16 protein-coding genes are annotated in these 18,272 nt (G+C 66.1%); 13 read left to right on the top strand and 3 right to left on the bottom strand.

From position 1 onward, the window contains the following. Positions 1 to 5: 5 nt before the first annotated feature. Positions 6 to 1,553, bottom strand: coding sequence for a DUF8426 domain-containing protein (locus Ssi02_RS25485; protein WP_204030031.1), 1,548 nt, complete (start codon positions 1,551 to 1,553; stop codon positions 6 to 8). A gap of 174 nt (positions 1,554 to 1,727) precedes the next feature. On the opposite strand from Ssi02_RS25485, the gene Ssi02_RS25490 reads away from it, so the two are divergent. The 7 genes from Ssi02_RS25490 (at position 1,728) to Ssi02_RS25520 (ending at position 8,946) form a co-directional block, all read left to right on the top strand. Beyond that, positions 1,728 to 2,633 (top strand): alpha/beta fold hydrolase, encoded by a 906-nt coding sequence (locus Ssi02_RS25490; RefSeq protein ID WP_204030033.1) that lies wholly within the window; start codon positions 1,728 to 1,730, stop codon positions 2,631 to 2,633. A gap of 576 nt (positions 2,634 to 3,209) precedes the next feature. Continuing rightward, on the top strand, positions 3,210 to 3,920 hold the full coding sequence (locus Ssi02_RS25495; RefSeq protein ID WP_204030035.1) for a Crp/Fnr family transcriptional regulator: 711 nt from the start codon (positions 3,210 to 3,212) through the stop codon (positions 3,918 to 3,920). A 91-nt stretch (positions 3,921 to 4,011) separates the two neighbouring features. Continuing rightward, positions 4,012 to 4,800 carry a hypothetical protein gene (locus Ssi02_RS25500; protein WP_204030037.1) on the top strand — a complete coding sequence of 263 codons (789 nt, stop codon included), beginning with the start codon at positions 4,012 to 4,014 and terminating at the stop codon, positions 4,798 to 4,800. Then, a complete protein-coding gene (locus Ssi02_RS25505) occupies positions 4,797 to 6,917 on the top strand; it encodes a DNA alkylation repair protein (RefSeq protein ID WP_204030039.1) in 2,121 nt (706 codons plus the stop codon). Before Ssi02_RS25500 ends, Ssi02_RS25505 begins: the two co-directional genes overlap by 4 nt. Positions 6,918 to 6,920: 3 nt before the next feature. Then, complete coding sequence (locus tag Ssi02_RS25510; RefSeq protein WP_204030041.1) at positions 6,921 to 7,709, top strand: class I SAM-dependent methyltransferase; 789 nt, start codon at positions 6,921 to 6,923, stop codon at positions 7,707 to 7,709. Between the two features lie 66 nt (positions 7,710 to 7,775). Beyond that, positions 7,776 to 8,090, top strand: coding sequence for a hypothetical protein (locus Ssi02_RS25515; RefSeq protein WP_204030043.1), 315 nt, complete (start codon positions 7,776 to 7,778; stop codon positions 8,088 to 8,090). A gap of 349 nt (positions 8,091 to 8,439) precedes the next feature. Beyond that, positions 8,440 to 8,946: a hypothetical protein gene (locus tag Ssi02_RS25520; RefSeq protein WP_204030045.1), complete on the top strand. Its 507-nt coding sequence runs from the start codon at positions 8,440 to 8,442 to the stop codon at positions 8,944 to 8,946. Positions 8,947 to 8,952: 6 nt separating this feature from the next. On the opposite strand, the gene Ssi02_RS25525 is transcribed toward Ssi02_RS25520, so the two are convergent. Further along, entirely contained in the window at positions 8,953 to 10,269 is a 1,317-nt protein-coding gene (locus tag Ssi02_RS25525; RefSeq protein ID WP_204030047.1) for an NAD(P)/FAD-dependent oxidoreductase, read from the bottom strand. A gap of 89 nt (positions 10,270 to 10,358) precedes the next feature. On the opposite strand from Ssi02_RS25525, the gene Ssi02_RS25530 reads away from it, so the two are divergent. Next, positions 10,359 to 10,934, top strand: a complete 576-nt coding sequence (locus Ssi02_RS25530; protein WP_204030049.1) for a TetR/AcrR family transcriptional regulator — start codon at positions 10,359 to 10,361, stop codon at positions 10,932 to 10,934. A gap of 261 nt (positions 10,935 to 11,195) precedes the next feature. Here Ssi02_RS25530 and Ssi02_RS25535 read toward each other — a convergent pair whose 3' ends face one another. Next, positions 11,196 to 11,624, bottom strand: coding sequence for a protein-tyrosine phosphatase family protein (locus Ssi02_RS25535; RefSeq protein WP_204030051.1), 429 nt, complete (start codon positions 11,622 to 11,624; stop codon positions 11,196 to 11,198). Positions 11,625 to 12,044: 420 nt separating this feature from the next. On the opposite strand from Ssi02_RS25535, the gene Ssi02_RS25540 reads away from it, so the two are divergent. The 5 genes from Ssi02_RS25540 to Ssi02_RS25560 all read left to right on the top strand — a co-directional run bounded on the left by Ssi02_RS25540 (position 12,045) and on the right by Ssi02_RS25560 (position 18,238). Beyond that, entirely contained in the window at positions 12,045 to 13,025 is a 981-nt protein-coding gene (locus tag Ssi02_RS25540) for a winged helix-turn-helix transcriptional regulator (protein ID WP_204030053.1), read from the top strand. 1,003 nt (positions 13,026 to 14,028) lie between these two features. Then, positions 14,029 to 14,697 (top strand): response regulator, encoded by a 669-nt coding sequence (locus Ssi02_RS25545; protein WP_204030055.1) that lies wholly within the window; start codon positions 14,029 to 14,031, stop codon positions 14,695 to 14,697. A 53-nt stretch (positions 14,698 to 14,750) separates the two neighbouring features. After that, complete coding sequence (locus Ssi02_RS25550; protein ID WP_204030057.1) at positions 14,751 to 16,136, top strand: histidine kinase; 1,386 nt, start codon at positions 14,751 to 14,753, stop codon at positions 16,134 to 16,136. A gap of 98 nt (positions 16,137 to 16,234) precedes the next feature. Beyond that, the gene (locus tag Ssi02_RS25555; RefSeq protein WP_204030059.1) at positions 16,235 to 16,351 is read left to right on the top strand and encodes a keywimysin-related RiPP; all 117 of its coding nucleotides are present in this window, start codon (positions 16,235 to 16,237) and stop codon (positions 16,349 to 16,351) included. Between the two features lie 48 nt (positions 16,352 to 16,399). Beyond that, positions 16,400 to 18,238 (top strand): asparagine synthase-related protein, encoded by a 1,839-nt coding sequence (locus Ssi02_RS25560; protein WP_204030061.1) that lies wholly within the window; start codon positions 16,400 to 16,402, stop codon positions 18,236 to 18,238. Positions 18,239 to 18,272: the final 34 nt, after the last annotated feature.

The raw sequence follows: 18,272 nt of genomic DNA on the forward strand, positions 1-18,272 counted from the left end.
CGACCTCACGGTCTCGGGTCAACGGCACGAAGAATGTTGAGCAGGCCACTGACGGCCTGCTCCTCCTTTCCCAGAGGGTCGGGAGCGAAGTGCATTAGAGCATTTCGGATGACACGCACTTCGTCCAACAGCTCAAGGAAGAGTTGGTGGTCGATGTTCCACCCCAGCTTGGCCCACCGGTGCGGCTCCCTCAAGAGAAATCGATAGGCGCCGAAGCTGAGGTCCTTGGCTTGATGCACATCGTCGCGCTGGCGGCCCGGCGGCATGGCTGCTCTGAGTTCTTCCACGGTGAACACTTCGTCGGCGACCCGCCGGAGCCTGTTCTCCGCTTCCTCGATGAGGACGAAAGGACGCGCCAGCGCACCCGATCGGCTGCTGAGGTCGGCGGCGGTCACAATTCCGGTCACCCGCGCTCGATCGGCATCGCGCACGAAAATGAAACCGGCACTGTAGATCACCTCGATCAGGTCAAGGAGCAGTGCGTCGTGGTCGACCACCATGGCGGACTGGATCGCGTCCTTAAGGGCAGGGGCGGTCGAGGCGATGTGGGCCTTGCCGATCGACTCCCAGCTCACTGCGCCGTGAAAGGTGCCATTCTCATCGATCACGGCCACTTGAGAGAACTGCCGGCGCAGCATGAGCGTTTTCACATAGGTGAGATCGGCCGTCATCGGCACTGAGACCAGTGGCGCAGGTAGATTCCCCAAACGCAGCGACATGTCGCCGACCTCGGATAGGTCTTGCGTCCTCGCCGGACCTTCAGCCTCTCCGGCAGCGGAACCGGGCTCGCTGCCCAGGGGGATCAGAGCGATTTCATCACTCACAGATCCTTCGGTGAATGGAGGTCTGGTCGTCAGGCCCTTGTCCGCCAAGGCCGTCTTGATCGTCGCGATGACGGGACTGGTGCGTCGTCGCTCGCCCCAGTGTTCAAGCAGGTTCAGAATGGTCAACCGACGCGGGCTGCCGGGATCCCGGGAAGCAGCGTCTTCTAGGAGTTCATCAGAGCCTGTGACCTCTTCTTGCCCATCGAAGCCAGGGTCGGTGCCGTTGTTGGCGAGATGGTTGATGCGACGGGCGGCGTCGTTTCGGCTGAGTCCGCAGACGGTGAGGAGAGAGCCAAGGCTGGCGCGTAAGTCGGGCCTGATCGCTTCGACGGAGACATCTGTGGCGATCCAGTCGACCTTTCGCACCTGCTGAAAGTCCTTGGGTTCGTGTCCACGATATTCGTATGCACCGGCGATCTTCCCGATGGCGATGCGCCCTGGCTGAGACCGCAGTGGCATCACAACCAGGTCCCCCTCGCGCATGGTCGTGGCGAAGCGCCAGAGTTGTCCGGTCCAATTACTGACCACATTGCGGGACGTGGCAGGGAATGCGAGGTGAATGGCCTCCGAGAGTTGTTGCCGCGTCTGGTATGCGGTGAGATTTCCGAGTTCGTGCCAGCCGACGAAGACGAGTCCTTCCCGGAGGGCTCTCGCTTCGCGTTCTCCTTGCTGGCCGCCGCGTACCATCCACGCCAGAGGGCCGTTACCTGGTCTGATGTCGCTGCCCACACCCATCCCTTCAGCCTTGTGAGGCGAGTATGCCGTTTAGCAGGGGAAAGCGCTTGGCTATCCACCGATCGGTGGATGGGGGTCGACCGCATGGCTTGCCAGGTGGGGGAATCGGGGGCCGGCGTTCGTGGTCATGCTGTTGTTATGGCGAAAACGAGGCGAGAGATGTTGCACATGGCGTCCGCTGCGGGGGCGGGGGCGCTGACCATGGCGGCGGGGGTTGGGGCGCCGAAGAAGAAGCGGAAGGAGGTGACCACGTTTGTCTTTGTGAGTGGAGCTCATGGGGCGGCGGGGGTGGATCCGGAACTGGCCATGCGGGGGCACCGTACCGTCGGGGTCGGGTTGCAGGGGCATGACGCGACCGGGCAGTTCCACATCTCCTATCAGGCGCCTCAGGATCTGAAGACGTTCGCCACACTGCCGTCGCCGATGGCGGGGCTCACGCTGGACGACTACGTCGAGGCCACGGTGAAGGTCGTACGGAGGGTCGCGAACTATGGGCCGGTGATCCTGGTCGGGGGCAGTATGGGGGGTGCGACGATCACCAAGGCGGCGGACGAGGTGCCCAAGCTCATCGACCGGCTCGTCTACAGTTCGGCGTTCATCTGCTCAAAGATGCGGACGATCGTCGACTATCTGTCGACGCCGGAAGCCAGCACCAGCCTGCTGTTCGGCCTGGCCAAGGGAGCGGTGGGGGATCCCGCTCAGATCAAGGCGTCGCGGACCAACTGGCGGTCGAACAATCCGGAGTTTCTGCGCGCGGCCAAGCAGGCGTTGATGGCGGACGCGAGCGACGGTGAGTTTCTGGCGACGTTGAACACGATGTCGCCCGACGAGGCACTATCGGTCCCGGTGACCGATGCCCGGGGCCGGGTCGAGGCGTGGGGGCGGGTGCCGCGCACCTACATCAGGCACTCGCGCGACCTGTCGATCCCTCTGCCGCTCCAGGACCGGATGATCAGGGAGGCGGACGAACTCACGCCGAAGAACAAGTTCGACGTGAAGACGGTGGACGCGACGCACGCCCCTACGGCGAAGGCCTACGAGAAGATCACCGACATCCTGCACAAGCTCGCGTGACACGCCAGGCCGGCTCTGCCGTACACGATGTTTCACGTGAAACAACGCGCAGGTAGCAAAAAGCTCTAGAAATAGGGCTTTCCATCCCCCAATGCACTACCAGGTCAGCACACTCGCTGACGAACAGCGGCAGCGGCATGTCGCCATGCTGGCCCTCCTTGCGGTGCTTGAGCGGGCCAAGGTGGTGCTGTTGCGTCACCTGGCGGCGGGTGATTCGCAGTGGGCGACCACTGAGCGTCACTCCGCTCTCGGAGACGGCAAGAGGTTCGCCGACCCGCAGTCGGCACCCGGCCATCAGCCAGGTCGCCAGTGCAAAGTCGTCGGGCATGGCCCTTGTCAGGGTGGCTATCTGGGGCCACGCCGGTATGTGTAAGTCCCTGTTCTAACCACTGCCGAATGCCGCGCACCCCTTGACCGCGCTCCGCCACCTGGACGCGGACACCCTGCCGCCACAGGCGGCATTCCCAACTGGAAGACGGAGAACGGCTGATTCCGCCAGTGCTCGTTTACGTCCGCTATTCACGTGGAGAGCATTGACGTGTCCGCAGCGCACTGCCGCTTCTCCAGGAGGCCTGTATGCCGTCGGCTCCGATTCCGCAGGGAACGTCCCTTTGGCCGTCGGGGACATTTTTAGCGCGGCTTCCGCTATCCACGAGGAACTTCCTGCTCACGCTCGGCAGCACCCGGAACTATCCCCCTGATCACTGCCTGATCCAGCAGGGCGACACCGGGAACTTTGTCTACGTCATCCTGCATGGTCTCGTCAAGGTGACCGCGTGTACCGAGAACGGCAGGGAAACCCTGCTCGCCGTACGGGTCAGAGGGGATGTCATAGGCGACCTGTCGGCACTGGACGGATCACCCCATTCGGCCACCGTCACCACCTGCAGACAAGTCGTCGCCCGGCCCATCAGAGGAGAACTCTTCATCGACTACCTCCGCCGGCACCCCTTCGCCGCCCTGGCCCACAGCGCCCTGAACGGCGACCGCCTGCGCTGGGCCAATCAGCGCAGGCTGGAGTTCGCCGGATACGACAGCGATGTGTGCATGGCCCGGCTGCTGCTGGCCGTCATCGACCGCCACGGGCGCCCCGACCCGGAAGGCACATACCTTGGCATTCCACTGACCCAGGTCGAACTCGGCAGCCTGATCGGAGCCAAGGAGAGCACCGTGCAGAAGATTCTGCGGGACCTCTCAGCGAGGGGGCTGATACGCAGGAGCCACCGCCGCGTCGTGGTCGTCGACCCGCTGGGCCTGGCCTCCTACGCTGACCTGCCAGGAAACTAGCTGGAAAGCCTTAATAATGCGGGTTCCCGGCGGCGGTTTCTCCGCAGAATCAGTGCTGTCTTATTCATCGGGACAGACAGCGGAGAAAACCTTGCTCGACGAACGGGAACACCGCCTGATGATCAACTCCGACATCGAGAAATACGGGAGCCGCCGCGACGCGGATCACGTACGGCTCCAGGAGATGCTCATGAGGGCGCTCGACATGGCAGCCCTGACCGCCGGCCTCACAACGCTGGAGTGGAAACGGCAGCCCCAAGGAGACGGCGAATTCACAGTTTTGCCGCCGAACACCAGCGCCACAGCCGTCCTCGGTGACTTCCTCACGGCACTGACCAGGGGAATCGACGTGTTCAACCAGGGGCCGCTGCGCATGCGGCTGCGCCTCGCCGTGAACTGCGGCCCCATCCACGTCGTCGGCGCCGCCGGTTCCCCGGGCAGGCACGCCACGGCCTCGGGACGACTGCTCGACTCCGACGCCCTGCGTACGGCCATGCGCGCCTGCCCGCGAGCCAACCTCGGCGTGATTGTCTCCGACAGGATCTACGACGACTTCATCGGGCAAGGCTACGGAGGCCCCTCTCCCGAGGACTTCCGCCACGTGCACGTGAGGAACAAGACCTTCGAGGGGCAGGCCTACGTCCTGCTCCCTGGACACAACGTGCACCGTCTGCCGGAACTCGACGAGTACAGCGTCAAATCCACAGCCCCCGACGGCGATACCGAAGGATTCAATGACACGCGCGGCGGCGGCATCACCGTCCACGGTGACTACTACAAGGGCAACACCAACAAAGTCAGCGGCAATGGCGTGGTGCAGACGGTGGGTGGAGACGCCTACTTCGGCACGCCTCCCTGGAACGGCGGACACCCCCGATGAGCGAGACTCCTCCCGAAGATGAGGGTCCCGCGGAGCACGGCGATAGCGAGGACAAGGGCTCGCAGACCGCGCCGGAGACCGACCACGACGAAGGCCGAAACGGCGACGTCCTCATTGCCGAACGCCTTCAGCAGGAGGAGCGCAATGCGGAACTGCGCTTGGCCGACCTGCGCAAACTCAACGCCGAGCGGACCGCGGCGGCAGGTCGCGACTGGTTCGAGGGACGGACCAATCACGCCTCCGACAGTGGCGTTATCAACGACGCCGCACGAGACATCAACTTCTTCGCCTCGCCGGATGCGCCGCCCGTCCGAACTGCCCCCGTTTCCCACAGCGAACTGCGGCTGCTGCAGGGCTGCGTGGTGGAAACCGAGTCGCAGATCCGCCTGGCCAAGCTGCTGGGCGACCATCCCGTTCTCCTGCTGCGAGGTTCTCCCGGCACCGGCAGAACGACAACCGCTCTCGCCGCGCTTCTCGACTTCTCCAAGGCATGCCACAGGCTGATCGTCAAGGACGACCCATGCCAGGTGAGCTCGGCTCATCTGGAACCGGGGGTCGGCTACGTCCTACGCGCCGACCAAAAGACCTGGACCTCGCATCTGGACGACGCAGTCGACCACCTGTCGGCCGTGGCGGCGCGGAGCGGATCCCGGATCGTCATCGTCGCGGGCCCGGACCTCGACCTTCCACACCGTGCGGTGGACCACGAGCAGCCGGCCGCCGACGAAGTCTGCAGAAAGGCCTTGGCTTATCTCCTCGACGACCCCGCCGCCTGGCAGGTCCATAAGCTCGACGAGCACGGGATCGCCGACCGTCTGTCCGAGGGCAGACCTGCCGAGGCGTATCAACTCGCCGACCGTTTGGCGGACGCCGTACGGCACCGCCAGCCTCTTGACGACGTCCTGGTCGCCCAACCCCTCACGGCCCGCAGACGGTTCCGTGAACACCTCAAGTGCGACACCACGACACGGACCGGGCTGTGTTTCCTCGCGAGCAGCGCCGTCCTGCACGGCCTGTCCGAGACCACCGTGACCGATGCCGCCTTCGCACTCGCCCGGGCGACGCTCGAAGGCACCAAGGCAGGTGAGGAGCCGGACGACGCCTTGGTGCGGGAGCGCATCGCCAACTGGCTCAGCTACCCCGGCATCAGCACCGCCGAGGGCCGACATGGCAAAGGACGACGGGTTCAGCTCAAGGGCGGTCTTATCCCGTTCCTGCTCCCGATGATCTGGGAGGAGCTTCCAGCGATCCGCGAACACCTATACCCGTGGCTGCGGCACCTCGGCAGCAAGGCGGACGAGCACATCCGGATCAAAGTCGCGCACGCCGTCGGGCTGCTCGCCGTTTGCGATTTCGAGCTGATCGAAGCAGAGTTCCTGCAGCCTTGGAGCCGCGACTCCAAAGTCGGCTCCAAACAACTCGCAGCATGGACGATGGAGGCCGCGGCCGGAGACCCAGCGATCAGGGATCGAGTGCAGGCCCTCCTGCACTCATGGGCCGCTTACGGCAACTACGAGCAGCGAACTACCGCCGCGATTGCATATGGTTCGCCCACCAGCACGAGGCAAATCGGCGAGACGCTCGCCTCGTTTAGCCAGATCACGCGAGCGACGCGCAACTACTGGCTCTGTGACGCGGTGGCCCGGTCCATCTCCGACATCTACACGGCTGAAACCGCCTCCCACATCATCGCGGAACTGGCCGATTGGGCGCGGCACGACACCTACTGGGTGCGGCTGGCTGCGGCACTCGCACTCGTACGACTCAGCCCCCTTCGCCGCTACGGAACCCGGCCTCCTCTGGCCGACCATGGCACCTCAGAGGACCTGTGCACCATCTGGGTGAGGTCGCTGGAACTCAGCCTGATCCCGGACAACCGGGCGGGGCGGAGGTCGGGACTTGCCGGCCGCCTGTGGGAGCTGCTGGCCGAATGGGCGGCCGCATGGGACGAGCAGCCCGCGCTCCGGCCGGTGATTGAAGGCGTCTTCAGCATCGACCGCACACACAACCCGCGGCTGCACCGCACCTTCCAGCTCTACCTCTTGCTGTGGGAGCGGAAGCGAACGATCACCACAGCTCACTTCCACCACCTCGCCCGCTTACTGAAGAAGGGTTGACCAGTGTCGTTCCTCGCCCGGCGGTTCAATCTCGCCCCTGAACAGACTTCCCCCGTTTCAGCCGCCACAGAAGGGAGCGAAACCCTGGTCTTCGCCTCCCCTTCAGTCGAACGGGCCTTCGACTTTACGGTGACCGCCCAGCTCACCTACAGACCGAACGGCAGGAGCAGCCGCTGGTCCCCCGATCAAGAAGAGATCAACCACGTGGGCGACCTTGCCCGCAGAATGATCCGCCACCTGACCGCCGCACACTCCATCTTCACGGCCGACACCGCAGAGAAGGCGGTCAACGCACAGCTCAGCAGTCGCTTTCCGGAGGCGGCACGAGTCGATATGGCAGTCGTCTCCCGCTGGAACGTCGCCGTCGAACTCGAACTGCCCGAGGAGGTGAAAGCTGTCGTCCGCACCCACCTGCTCAACGTCTACGAAATCAAAGCACGTGCCGAAGCAGCGGAGACCCGGGTCGCGAAGCTGCAGGAGTCAAGTGCGATCTGGGAAAAGCTCCTGGCAGAAACCAGCGACAGCGCGTTCGCCCGCTATGCCATACGGCTCACCGACGATCCGAACAAGGCCGCCGATGTCGTGGAGCAGATGCTCGACGCCCGCCGCGCCGACGCCGAGCGGCTGCTCACCCTCATGACGGACATCGTCAAGGCCCAGCAGTCGGCAGGGGTCTACGATCTCGTCCTCGCCAGCGACAGTGCGCTCCGTGCGGCGTTTCAGCGCCTGGGTATCGCGCTGCCCCCACCCGCTCCTGACTCCTTGTTCGCCCCCCTCAGCTCTCCGTCCTGATGCGCCGAACCGGCCCGCTCCCGCCGGGCCGGTGAGGTGAAAACGCAGCGGCTAAGGTCCTCCGCTATGGCCGAATCCTCCTTCCTGCACACCACCCGGACCGCCTACGACGCCGTGACCGAGCTGCCCGCGGTGTTCGCCGAGTTTGAACGCGTTCTGGCCTCCGGCGCGCACGTTCTGCTCGGGTTCTACGCCGACGACCACACCTCCGGGGCGCCGCGGGAGTTCGACCACAAGGTGGCCCTCGCCTACCGCTGGCCGCTCGGCGCCCTGGCCGCGCTGCTGCGCGAGGCCGGCCTCATCGAGGTGGCGCGGATGGCCAGGGAGCCCGGCGACGGTGAGCGGTTCCTCCAGGGCTGCCTCCTGGTCCGTAAACCCTGACCTAACACCGGGACGGGATCCGCGCGATTCCCGGAGCCCCACACCGCTTGCGAAGGTCCCGTGCCCACCCCGGCTCGCCGCTTCTGCTTCTGTTGAATCGCGGGGTCCTTCGTGTATTTCAGGGGTTTCCCTAGTTCTTTGCGAGTCTATATCTGCTTTATGTGGGCGATTATCGGATAAATGACTTGCCGTCGCCGCGCCAAAATCGTTGAGGGAGAACTTTGTCGATGGCGTGCTCGTATAAGAGGGAGGGGAAAGAAGCCACGACAACCACGTGAACGGAGCGGCAATGGTGCTGCGATCGGAAGGGCCGGCCTCGACTAGGGAGAGGAAAGGTCAAAGGAAGTGGATGGCCGTCCTGGCGGTGGCCGCCGTGTTGCTCGCCGGCACCGCGCTCTACAGCGATGTGTTCCTCCTCAGGAGCAGGCTCTGCCTGCTGTTCAACCTGTGTGGCGAGGCGGCCCCGCCCCTTTCGGCGTCGTCCGCCAAGGCCTCCTGCCGTGAGGGCGGTGCCCACGTCGTGTTCGGCGCCGCTGTCAAGCCGTGCATACGGCACAGCGGAAAACACCTAGAGATTTATACCGAGGTCGTCTCCGTCACCCCCGACGATCCCACGGAGGTGACGGTGTGGTTCTGGTTGGTCACGGCGGACAATGTCAAGACCGACCTGAAGAGTTGCACATTCACCCTGAGCGAGGGTGCCCGTCATTGCGGGCCGGAAATAGTGGTCCCCACCACGCCCGGACATTATTCGGCTGCCGCAGACGTCACCCTGCACAACGAGCCATCCCCCAAATGGATGGACAACTCCGCGTCCGGGATGATCACTAAGCCGATATATTGGTCTGGAAGATGAGGCACCTCATTTCCCGGCGATCCCCATAAGGCGGGCAGCCAGGCCGGTGGAACCTCCCGTGCGGCTTTCGCGGGTGTCGACCAAGGCGGTGAGTGCGGTGATGGCCTGGATCGCCAGGTAAGGGAGGGGTTCGGGCTCCCAGCGCCGTCCGGGGGGGCCGACCCAGCACAGGCGGTTCGCCGGGCTGTCGGTGCCTGTGATCAGGGCCGCCAGGGTGCGGCCGGCGAGGTTGCTGAGGGCGACGCCGTCGCCGACGTAGCCGCCTGCCGAGGCCAGGCCGGTGGCAAGATCATAGGTGACCCGGGGCTGCCAGTCGCGGTGCACACCAAGCACTCCACTCCACCGATGGCTGATGGGAATGTCGGCCAACGCGGGAAACATCGTGGGGATCTCCCGCTCTAGCACCTCCCAGGCCCGTTCGTCATCGCGATGGTTGGTCCGAGGAACCGCACCGTACCGATAACCGATGCTTCGCCCACCGATGACCAGCCTGTTGTCGCTTGTGCGCTGCAAGTAGGGGAACATGAGCGACTGATCGGACATGGTGGCCCGGCCGGGCCAGCCGATGTGCCGCCATAGGGCATCGGGGATGGGCTCGGTGGCTATCACGCGAGATGTCAGTGGAAGCACCCGCCTGATCTGTCCGGGAAGCAGCCCGGAATATGCCTCCGTAGCCTGCACCACGACACGTGCGGTGATCTGTCCCCGGTCGGTGAGCACCATGCCCGGCCGCACCTCCAGGGCACGGGTCTCCTCCACGATGCGCACGCCGTGCCGTACGGCGGCGCCCGCCAGGCCGACTGCCAGTTTGGCGGGGTGGAGCGCGGCGCAGTGGGGGGTGTGGGCGGCGGCCAGGAGGCCGGGGACGGCGAGATCGGCTGGGTCGACGGGGGTAGGGCCCTCCCCGATGTCGTATTCGCGTTCTTCAGCGAGTTTGGCCATAAGCCGGGCGCGTTGGGGTTCGTTGCGGGCAAGCCATATGGTGCCGTCCTTGCGCCATCCGCACTCGATGTCCTCCTCCGCAATGACTCGCCCGATCTCGTTGACCGCCTCGCGGCCTGCCTGGCGCATGGCCAGGGCCTGGCTCCTGCCGTACTTGCTGGCGAGGGTGCCTATGCCGACGGGCAGTTCGGCCGAGCACCAGCCGCCGTTGCGGCCGGAGGCACCCCAGCCGGCATGGCCGGCCTCGACAACCAGGACGTTTCGGGTGGGGTCGAGTTTGCGCAGGTAGTAGGCGGTCCATAGGCCGGTGTAACCCGCGCCGACGATCACGATGTCGGCGTCGGTGTCGCCCTCCAGCGGCGGTCGCCGGACAACATCCACGTCATGCCACCACAGGTTCGCATTTAACATCATGACTATTATCATAATGCTCGCGATGTTAAATCTGACGCCGCCTACGCTGGAGAGCCATGGAGAAGCAGCGACGTGGACGCCCTCCGCTGGTGGGGCGGCGTGAGGAGATCCTCGACGCCGCGGTTCGTGTCCTCGCCGACCGGGGCATCGAGACGATGAGCCTGGCTCAACTGTCCGAGGCGCTGGGGTTCAGCACTTATGCGCTGACCTACCACTTCGGCGCGAAGGAACAGTTGCTCGCCGCCGTGGCTGAACACATCGAGAGCGTCGTGCAACTCACATTCGCCGCACTCGCCGACCAACCTGGACTGACCCTCGCCGAGCTGATGCGGCGCTACTGGGAGATCAACCGCGAACCGGGCTCCGCCGCCGCCATGCGGCTATGGCTGGATCTGGTGCTGCTCGCCTCCCGCGCACCCGAGCGTCTTCCCGGCTTCCTGCAACGCGCGGTGTTCGACTGGCGCGCCGTCATCGCCGGCGCCCTCGGTGACCGTCCCGATGCCGAAAGGCTCACCACGCTGGTGTTCGCCACAATCACCGGGCTTGAGCTGATGCAACTCATCGAGCCCGAATCCGACGCCCCGCGTCAGGCATTGGAGGCGTTCATCGGGTTGCTCCCCGAGCAGGACTGACGGCCGGCCCCCGTGAAAGGGATGTGGCCTATCGGTTGAGTAATGGTGCGATAGCCAACGTGACGGCCATGTCGGGCTTCGCCGATCCATCGGAGCCGGTGACCGACAAGGCCCTGCTAGAGGCGTCGCGCCGACGACCCGAACGCTCCGGTGAGATCTATGACCGGCACTTCGCTGAAATCCACGGGTACCTCGCCAGACGTCTTGATCCGCAAGCCACGGACGACTTGGCCGCGGACCGCTCCGGTCTCGGGCAGGATGTCACTGGAAACGGGTTACATATCGTCGCTGCCAGGGTGTTTCCACGGCGTGTCGCGAATAGTGCGCCCGCACGTAGGGGACCGCCTCCTTGGCCGGCAGGCCGTCGAGGACGGCGAGGCAGGCCAGGGCGGTGCCGGTGCGGCCGCGGCCGCCTCCGCAGGCGACCTCGACCCGTTCGTTCTCCGCCCGGCTCCACGCCTCGCGCAGGGTATTTGCCGTCGCGGCGCGGTCGGACGGCAGCCAGAAGTCGGGCCACCGCACCCACCGGTGCTCCCACTCGACGTGGGGTGGTTGCTTCCCCAGTAGATACAGGGCGAATGTCGGCTGCGCCCCCTGGGGCAATGGGTGTCGTAGACCTCGGCCACGCACGAGCCGGCCAGAAGGCAACTTCAGTACGCCATCACCTGCGGGGTCCCACGTGTCATGCATTTCCTTAGGCTACGTGCGAACCGGGGGAGTGTTCCGGGTGAATTGCGAGTGTGCGGAGGGTCGTCAGGGTGTGTGCGCCGCCGGGGTCGGAGTCGACGGAGGCGGGAACGAGGGCGACCTCGTCGACGCCGGCTTCGCCGTACCTCCTGAGCTGGGCGGTTATGGCGTCGGGGAGAGCCGCATAGGGCGACGGCGGCGATCAGCTCGTCGGGGACCGCGGCGAGGAGTTCGCGCGTAGCGTACGAGATCAGCGGTGCGTCGTCTCCACCGATGGCCTTCACCACCGCGAGGGGATTTTCCGGCAGCGTCATGATCGGCCTCCCTCTGTTGTGCCTTGATCGCAAGCTACTGTAAGAAAAGCTAGCGCTCAACGCTCTACCATGTGACCGACATGGGGCGCACAGACGCGGAGGTTCGAGAGTGGGGAAGGCCGGAAAGCCGCGTGGCGGCGTTGGGCAGGCGCTGCTCGCCCTCGGCGACCAGTGGTCGCTGCTCATCCTGCAACGAGCGTTCCTTAAGCACACCCGCCGTTTCGCCGAGTGGCGGGAAGAGCTCGCCGTGTCCGAGTCGGTGCTCGCCGGGCGCCTCAAGGAGATGGTGGCAGGAAAGCTGCTCGCACCCTCGCCCTATCGCGCCGAGGGGCGCGGCCGCACCGAATATCTCCTGACCGAGCAGGCTCAGGAGCTGTGGACTTTCCTGACCGCCATCTGGTCGTGGGAACGGAGGTGGGTGGAAAGGCCCCACAAGCTGCCGGACATGGTCCACGAGCGCTGCCACGCGCGGACCGACGCCGAGCTCGGCTGCGGGGCCTGCGGGAAGGCGCCGGTGACCGCACGCGACACCTTCACCGAGCGCGGTGCCGCCAACACCTTCTCCGATATCGCCGTTCACCGATTGCATCGCCGTACCGTCCGTGAGAACGCTCCGCGAAACCCGCTGTCCTACCTGCCGGAGACAATGGAGATCCTCGGCGACCGGTGGAGCACCGTCATTCTGGCCGCCGCGTTCCTCCGGATGCGGCGTTTCGCCGACTTCCAGAACGAGCTCGGTGTGGCCCCGTCGATCCTGAGCAACCGCCTGCGGCGCTTCTGCGAGCTCGGTGTCCTCACCCGGCACAACGTCGGCGGCAGAGGCCACGAATACCGGTTGACCGACAAAGGGCTGGCCTTCTTCCCGGTCTTCGCGTTCCTCGTCGACTGGGCCCAGCGGTGGTATACCGCCGAGCCGGAGACCGAGATCATCATCATGCACACCGCGTGCGGCAAACCCATGACCCCGTTCTTCCGCTGCCGGCACTGCCACGAGCCGCTTGTGCGCCAGGAGATCCACTTCGACTTGAGCGCGATCGCCTCGCCGATCGCGAACACCGAGGATCGGGCCGGGGCCAGATCGCTTCGATAGTAGAAGTCAGCAATAGGAGGAGTAAGGCTTTGTGGGCCGCCTTTGGCTGAGCGCCCGCTGTTTCCCGAGGTATGGCACACCCGGGGCCACCTGGTCCACCCGGGCCGTCGAGTGAACTTCCGTTCGCCTAGGGTGCCTCGGCACGGGGCCGAGACGCCTGGGGTGCCTCGGCACGGGGCCGAGACGCCTGGGGTGCCTCGGCACCGGGCGAGATCACCGATCCGGGCGGCTCCGGCGAGTTACGCATCAAAGGGCCGCGGGTCTTCGCGGGCTATCTCGCGGGAACGGCGACCGCCGATCCCGCGAGCGACGAGGGTTACTTGTGCACGGGGGACGTCTTTGAAGTCGCGGGTCGCGATCTACAAGTTCCCCCAGCGGTTCGAATTCGCCGTCGCCCTGCCGCGAAACCCCGTCGGCAAGGTCCTCAAACGCGACCTCGACGCCCGCCTGTGCCGGATACGGCGTGCACCTGGACGAGCTCCCTGCGAAAGCCTCTTCTTGAAAACACGGGAAGAGACGGCGTGTACCGCTGACCGGACATGCATGGGATCGTCCCGCCCCCCTGAGGAGTCATCGCATGGCATGTGTCGCCGTTCCCGCCGCGTGACACGCCAAGCCCGGTGGGACCACGGCCGGCGCGGGTGAGCTGCTGTTCTTGCGAGGATTCCGCAAACGGGCTCGAGGAGTTCCGATGGGAGCCGTTACTTTGCCGAGTCGCCGCCGGGTGGCTGAGCGGCTTCCGGTAACGGGAATATCTGCTTACCGCATGTGGTGCCGTGTGGTGGTTGAAAATCGGATCGTTCCTGAATGTCGGACTTGACGGCTTACGTATGCTGCTGATCAGAACCCGCCGTGTCTTTCGGGACCTACGGGGTGGCGGGTGGCACCAAACCCCGAGGGGAAAGGGGCGGACAGACAATTAACTCTGAAAGTGATTGCGCTCCGTATTCACCGGGGAGCGCGGTCGTCGGCATACGTGACCTAACATCGGGGGATTAGCGTCATGAATGTATTGATCAGTGTGGCGATCGCGGACGACGATCCGCTGTTTCGCTCGGGAATTCGCCTGGCTCTGGAAACCGCTCCGGATATCGTGGTCGTCGCCGAGGCGGAAGACGGTGCGCAGGCCGAGCAGATGGTCCGGGAAAGCCGGCCGGACGTGCTTTTACTGGATCTGCGCATGCCCGAGGTCGACGGGCTGACCGTTCTGGCCGGGCTCAACGAACAACCCGGGGCTCCGGCCGTGATCGTGATCACCACCTTCGACTTCGACGAGCACATCGTCCGGGCACTGCGATTGGGCGTGCGCGGCTTCATGGTCAAAGGTGCCCACCGCAACGATCTGGTGCACGCCGTCCGGGTGGCCGCCACGGGCGGTATCGCTCTCGATCCGCACGTCACCGAGCGGGTGGCCCACGCCTATGTGCAACGCGAGACACGACGTGGGGAAGCTCTCGGCCGGATCAGTTCACTGCCCCAACGTGAACGGCGTGTGCTCGCCGTACTCGGCCTCGGGGCCTCCAACGCGGAGATCGCCGAGGCGCTCGGGTTATCCGAGGCGACGGTGAAGACCTATGTGTCGCACCTTATGGAGAGGCTCGGCATGCGCAACCGAGTGCAGCTCGCCCTGCTCTCCCACGAGGCGGGTCTGCCGGCCTCGGGGGTGGAGTGAATCAGCCCCGGCGTTTTCGGCTCGTTCCCGAATGCCTGCTCTTTGTGCTGTCCATGGCGGATGTGCTTCGCGTCGGCCATCAAGGGCCGATGTGCATCCTGTTGACGGGCGTGGCGTGCCTGCTGGTCCTCCGGCGGGGGAACCGCCCGGTCCTGGTCAACGTCGCGCTGCTTGTCCCCGCGTTTTTCACTCAGGCGCTCGTGGCGCCACTGCTGGCCGTCCACGCGGTCGCGCGCAGGGAAAGATCCCCCTGGATCCTCTCGGCGGTCGTGGCGCTCGATCTGGGGACGATGACGGTGTCCCGTGTCGTCATGTCGGAGGTTCCCCCCACACACCTGGACCAGTTTCTCGACCATCTGACCCGCATATTGCTGGTGGGCATGGCCGCGACCGCCGGTGTGTGGCATCGGCGCCGGGAAACCTGCGAGCCGGCGCGCACCGAAACGCCGGCGCAGGCGGACGCCGTCCGGCGCGCGGTCGTCGAGGAACGCCTGCGGCTCGCGCGTGAAATGCACGACGTGCTCGGCCACGGGCTCAGCCTGATCGCGCTGCGCGCGTCACTGCTGACCGGCGACCACATACCCTCGGAGATCAGCGAGAAATCCGATCAGATTCACGAACTCGCCACCAAGACGCTGGCGGAGCTCCGGGAGATCATCGTCCCGCTGCGGGACCCGGAAATCGAGGACGGCGACGCCGGCCGCCTGGTCCGCGAATTGGTCGCGCTGCACGAGGACGTCACCCTGCGCACCTGCGGCGACCTCACCTCGGTCTCCGGCCGTTCCGCCCGGGTGCTTGTGCGAGTGGTGCAGGAGGCTCTCACCAATGCCCGGCGCCATGCTCCAGGAAGCCGGGTGACCGTCTCCATAAGCCGGCTGGGCGAAAGTCTGGACGTGCGAATTCACAACGGGCCGCCGGGCGCGGAGAATCGCGGGTCGCCGATTCGCGACGGGCCGCAGAGCACGGGGAATCGCCGGCCGCAGGCGAAAGACACGTCCGGGGAGGATCCGCCGTGGGAAAGGCGTTCGCGGGAGACCCCGCCGCGGGGGGTTGCACAATGGGCCGGTACGGCGAAGCCGCACTCATCGCCGGGCACACCGGGGGCGAAGCCGCATTCGTCGCCGGGCACACCGGGCCAGTGCGCATCGCGAGTGATCGTGGCGTGCCAGGCTGTGCCGTACCCTGGCGGGCCACACGCGGCTCTGCCGTACCTTGGCGGACCGCATCCGGGCGGGTCACACGCGGGCGCGCCTGACCCTGACGGTCCCCACCCGGGTGGGCCGCAGGTGAAGGGCAGCGGTCTGCGGGGCATGCGTGAGCGGGTGCGGCACCTCGGCGGCGCGCTGCGGCACGGCGGCACCGGGGACGGGGGCTATCTGCTCCACGCCGTTATTCCGGTTAACGCCGATCCACCTCCGGTGTCAACTCGTCTTCTTTAGTGGTAGCACGGTTCCCGCTTTAGGTGAATTGTTGTGCCGGCACCCTCTTGGAAAACTGGCGATGTCAGGGAAGAACGATGCAGGAGAGGGGAATCTTCATGAAGAAGAGGGCCGTCTACGAGCGTCCGCGTCTGCACGAGGTCGGTTCGTTCCGTAAGCGCACCAACGGCATCGGCCATTGGAACCGCGACGGCGTGATCGGGCGCTGGATCTAAATCAGGCCCGGATTGGAATCCCGCCTCTGATATGCGGAAAGGCAGGAGATGCGCGTTCATCGCGACCCCGGTTTCGTCGTCCTCCCCGATAACGAGCCGGGCCGGCAGGTGGCCGCGCGTCTCCTGTCCTGGGGCGCCGTACTCGCCACTCACCGTTCGGGCCGCCCGTGGATCGTCGGCCGCTGCTGGGACCGGCCGGTCACCCGGGTGCCTCTCCCGCACGGCGAGCTGGTGCTCCTAGGCCATCACTCCGGCACTGCCGACTCGCTGGCTCAGGCGGCCGGGAAAATGCGGCACGTGTCCGAGGTCGATGGTTTGGTCCGTGGCCTGGATGGTTCCTTCCATCTCGTCGCACGACTCGGCGACACCGTACGCGTGCAGGGGTCGGCCCTCGGGTGCACGCGCCTCTACTACACGACCGGCGAAAACCCCGAGATGGTGTCGGACCGTGCATATCTTCTCGGGCGATTGACCGATGCGAGTGTCGACCCCCGGGCGCTCGCCGGTCACCTCGTCGAACCCGTGGCGCACTGGATCGGTGAGCGTCCCCTCCTGCGGGGAGTCACCCCGGTGCCGCTCGGGCACTACCTCGCGACGCCCGCGCACGGGGGAACACCGCGCCGGGTGCGCTGGTGGCGGCCTCCACAGCCGCACCTCGGTCTGGCCGACGGCGCCGCGCTGCTCAGGGAGCGGCTGACCGCCGCGGTCGGCACAAGAACCGCCGGCGGCGGCCTGGTGAGCAGTGAACTGTCGGGCGGCTACGACTCGACATCCCTCGGTTTTCTGGCCGCCCGCGGCGAGGCCCGCCTCATCGTGCACACCGTGCCCATTCGCGAGACGACCAGCGAGGACCTTTCCTGGGCCACCATCGCCGCCGGGGAAATGGCCGGTGTCGAGCACGACATCATGCCCGCCGACGACATGCCCCTGGTTTACGCGGGGGTGAGCGAAGTGCACGACAGGCTCGACGAACCCTCCACCGCCATCGCCAGCCGGGCGCGGGTGGTCGCGATGGTGAGGCGTTTCGCCGAGCGGGGTTCACGAGTGCATTTGACCGGCCACGGCGGCGATCACCTTTTCATCGGGGTGCCCACACATTTCCACGGTCAACTCGCCGTCCGGCCGGTGGAGGCGTTTCGGCGGCTGCGCGCGTTCGCCGCGCTGTTCGGCTGGTCGAACACCGCGCTCGCGCGGGCCATGGCCGACCGGCGTGACTATCGCCGCTGGTGCGCCGGCCACATCAACCCGGCCGTGGGGCCGCTGGACATTCGCACCCCGCTGCTCGGCTGGATGATTCCGCCCACCGTTCCCCCGTGGGTCACGCGGGAGGGACGCAGACTTCTGGGCGGGCTGCTGCGGGAAATGGGGCGCGATTCCTCACCGCTGTCCCCCGACAGGGGCATGCACGCCGAACTCGAATCGCTGAGCGACGGCGTGCGGCTCGTCAGGGCGATGAACCACATGGTGGTCAACACCGGTGTGCCGGCGGCCATGCCTTACTTCGACGACCGTGTCGTGGAGGCGGTTCTGCGGGTCCGGCCGGAAGCGAGGGTCACCCCCTGGACCTACAAGCCGCTATTGGGCGCGGCCATGCGCGGCATCGTGCCCGACAGAGTGCTCAGCCGGTCGTCCAAGGACCGCGGTTCGCTTGACCTCGCCCGCGGTTTGCGCGTTCACCGCGACGAACTCGCCTCCCTCTGGGAGAACTCCCGGCTGGGCGAGCTGGGGCTGGTCGACGCGCGCATGCTCCGCGACCTCGCCGTCAATCCGAGCACCCCCGGACTGGACGGCGGATCGCTCGACTCGACCATCGGCTGCGAGGTGTGGCTGCGGGGGCTTGAGGCCGCCGAATTACAGCCCGCCGAATCGGCGGCGCGGCGGATGTGAGGCGGCGGGCTGGGTGGGAGTCGAACAGGGACAA

This window comes from Sinosporangium siamense (genome assembly GCF_016863435.1).
Taxonomy (GTDB): Bacteria; Actinomycetota; Actinomycetes; order Streptosporangiales; family Streptosporangiaceae; genus Sinosporangium; species Sinosporangium siamense.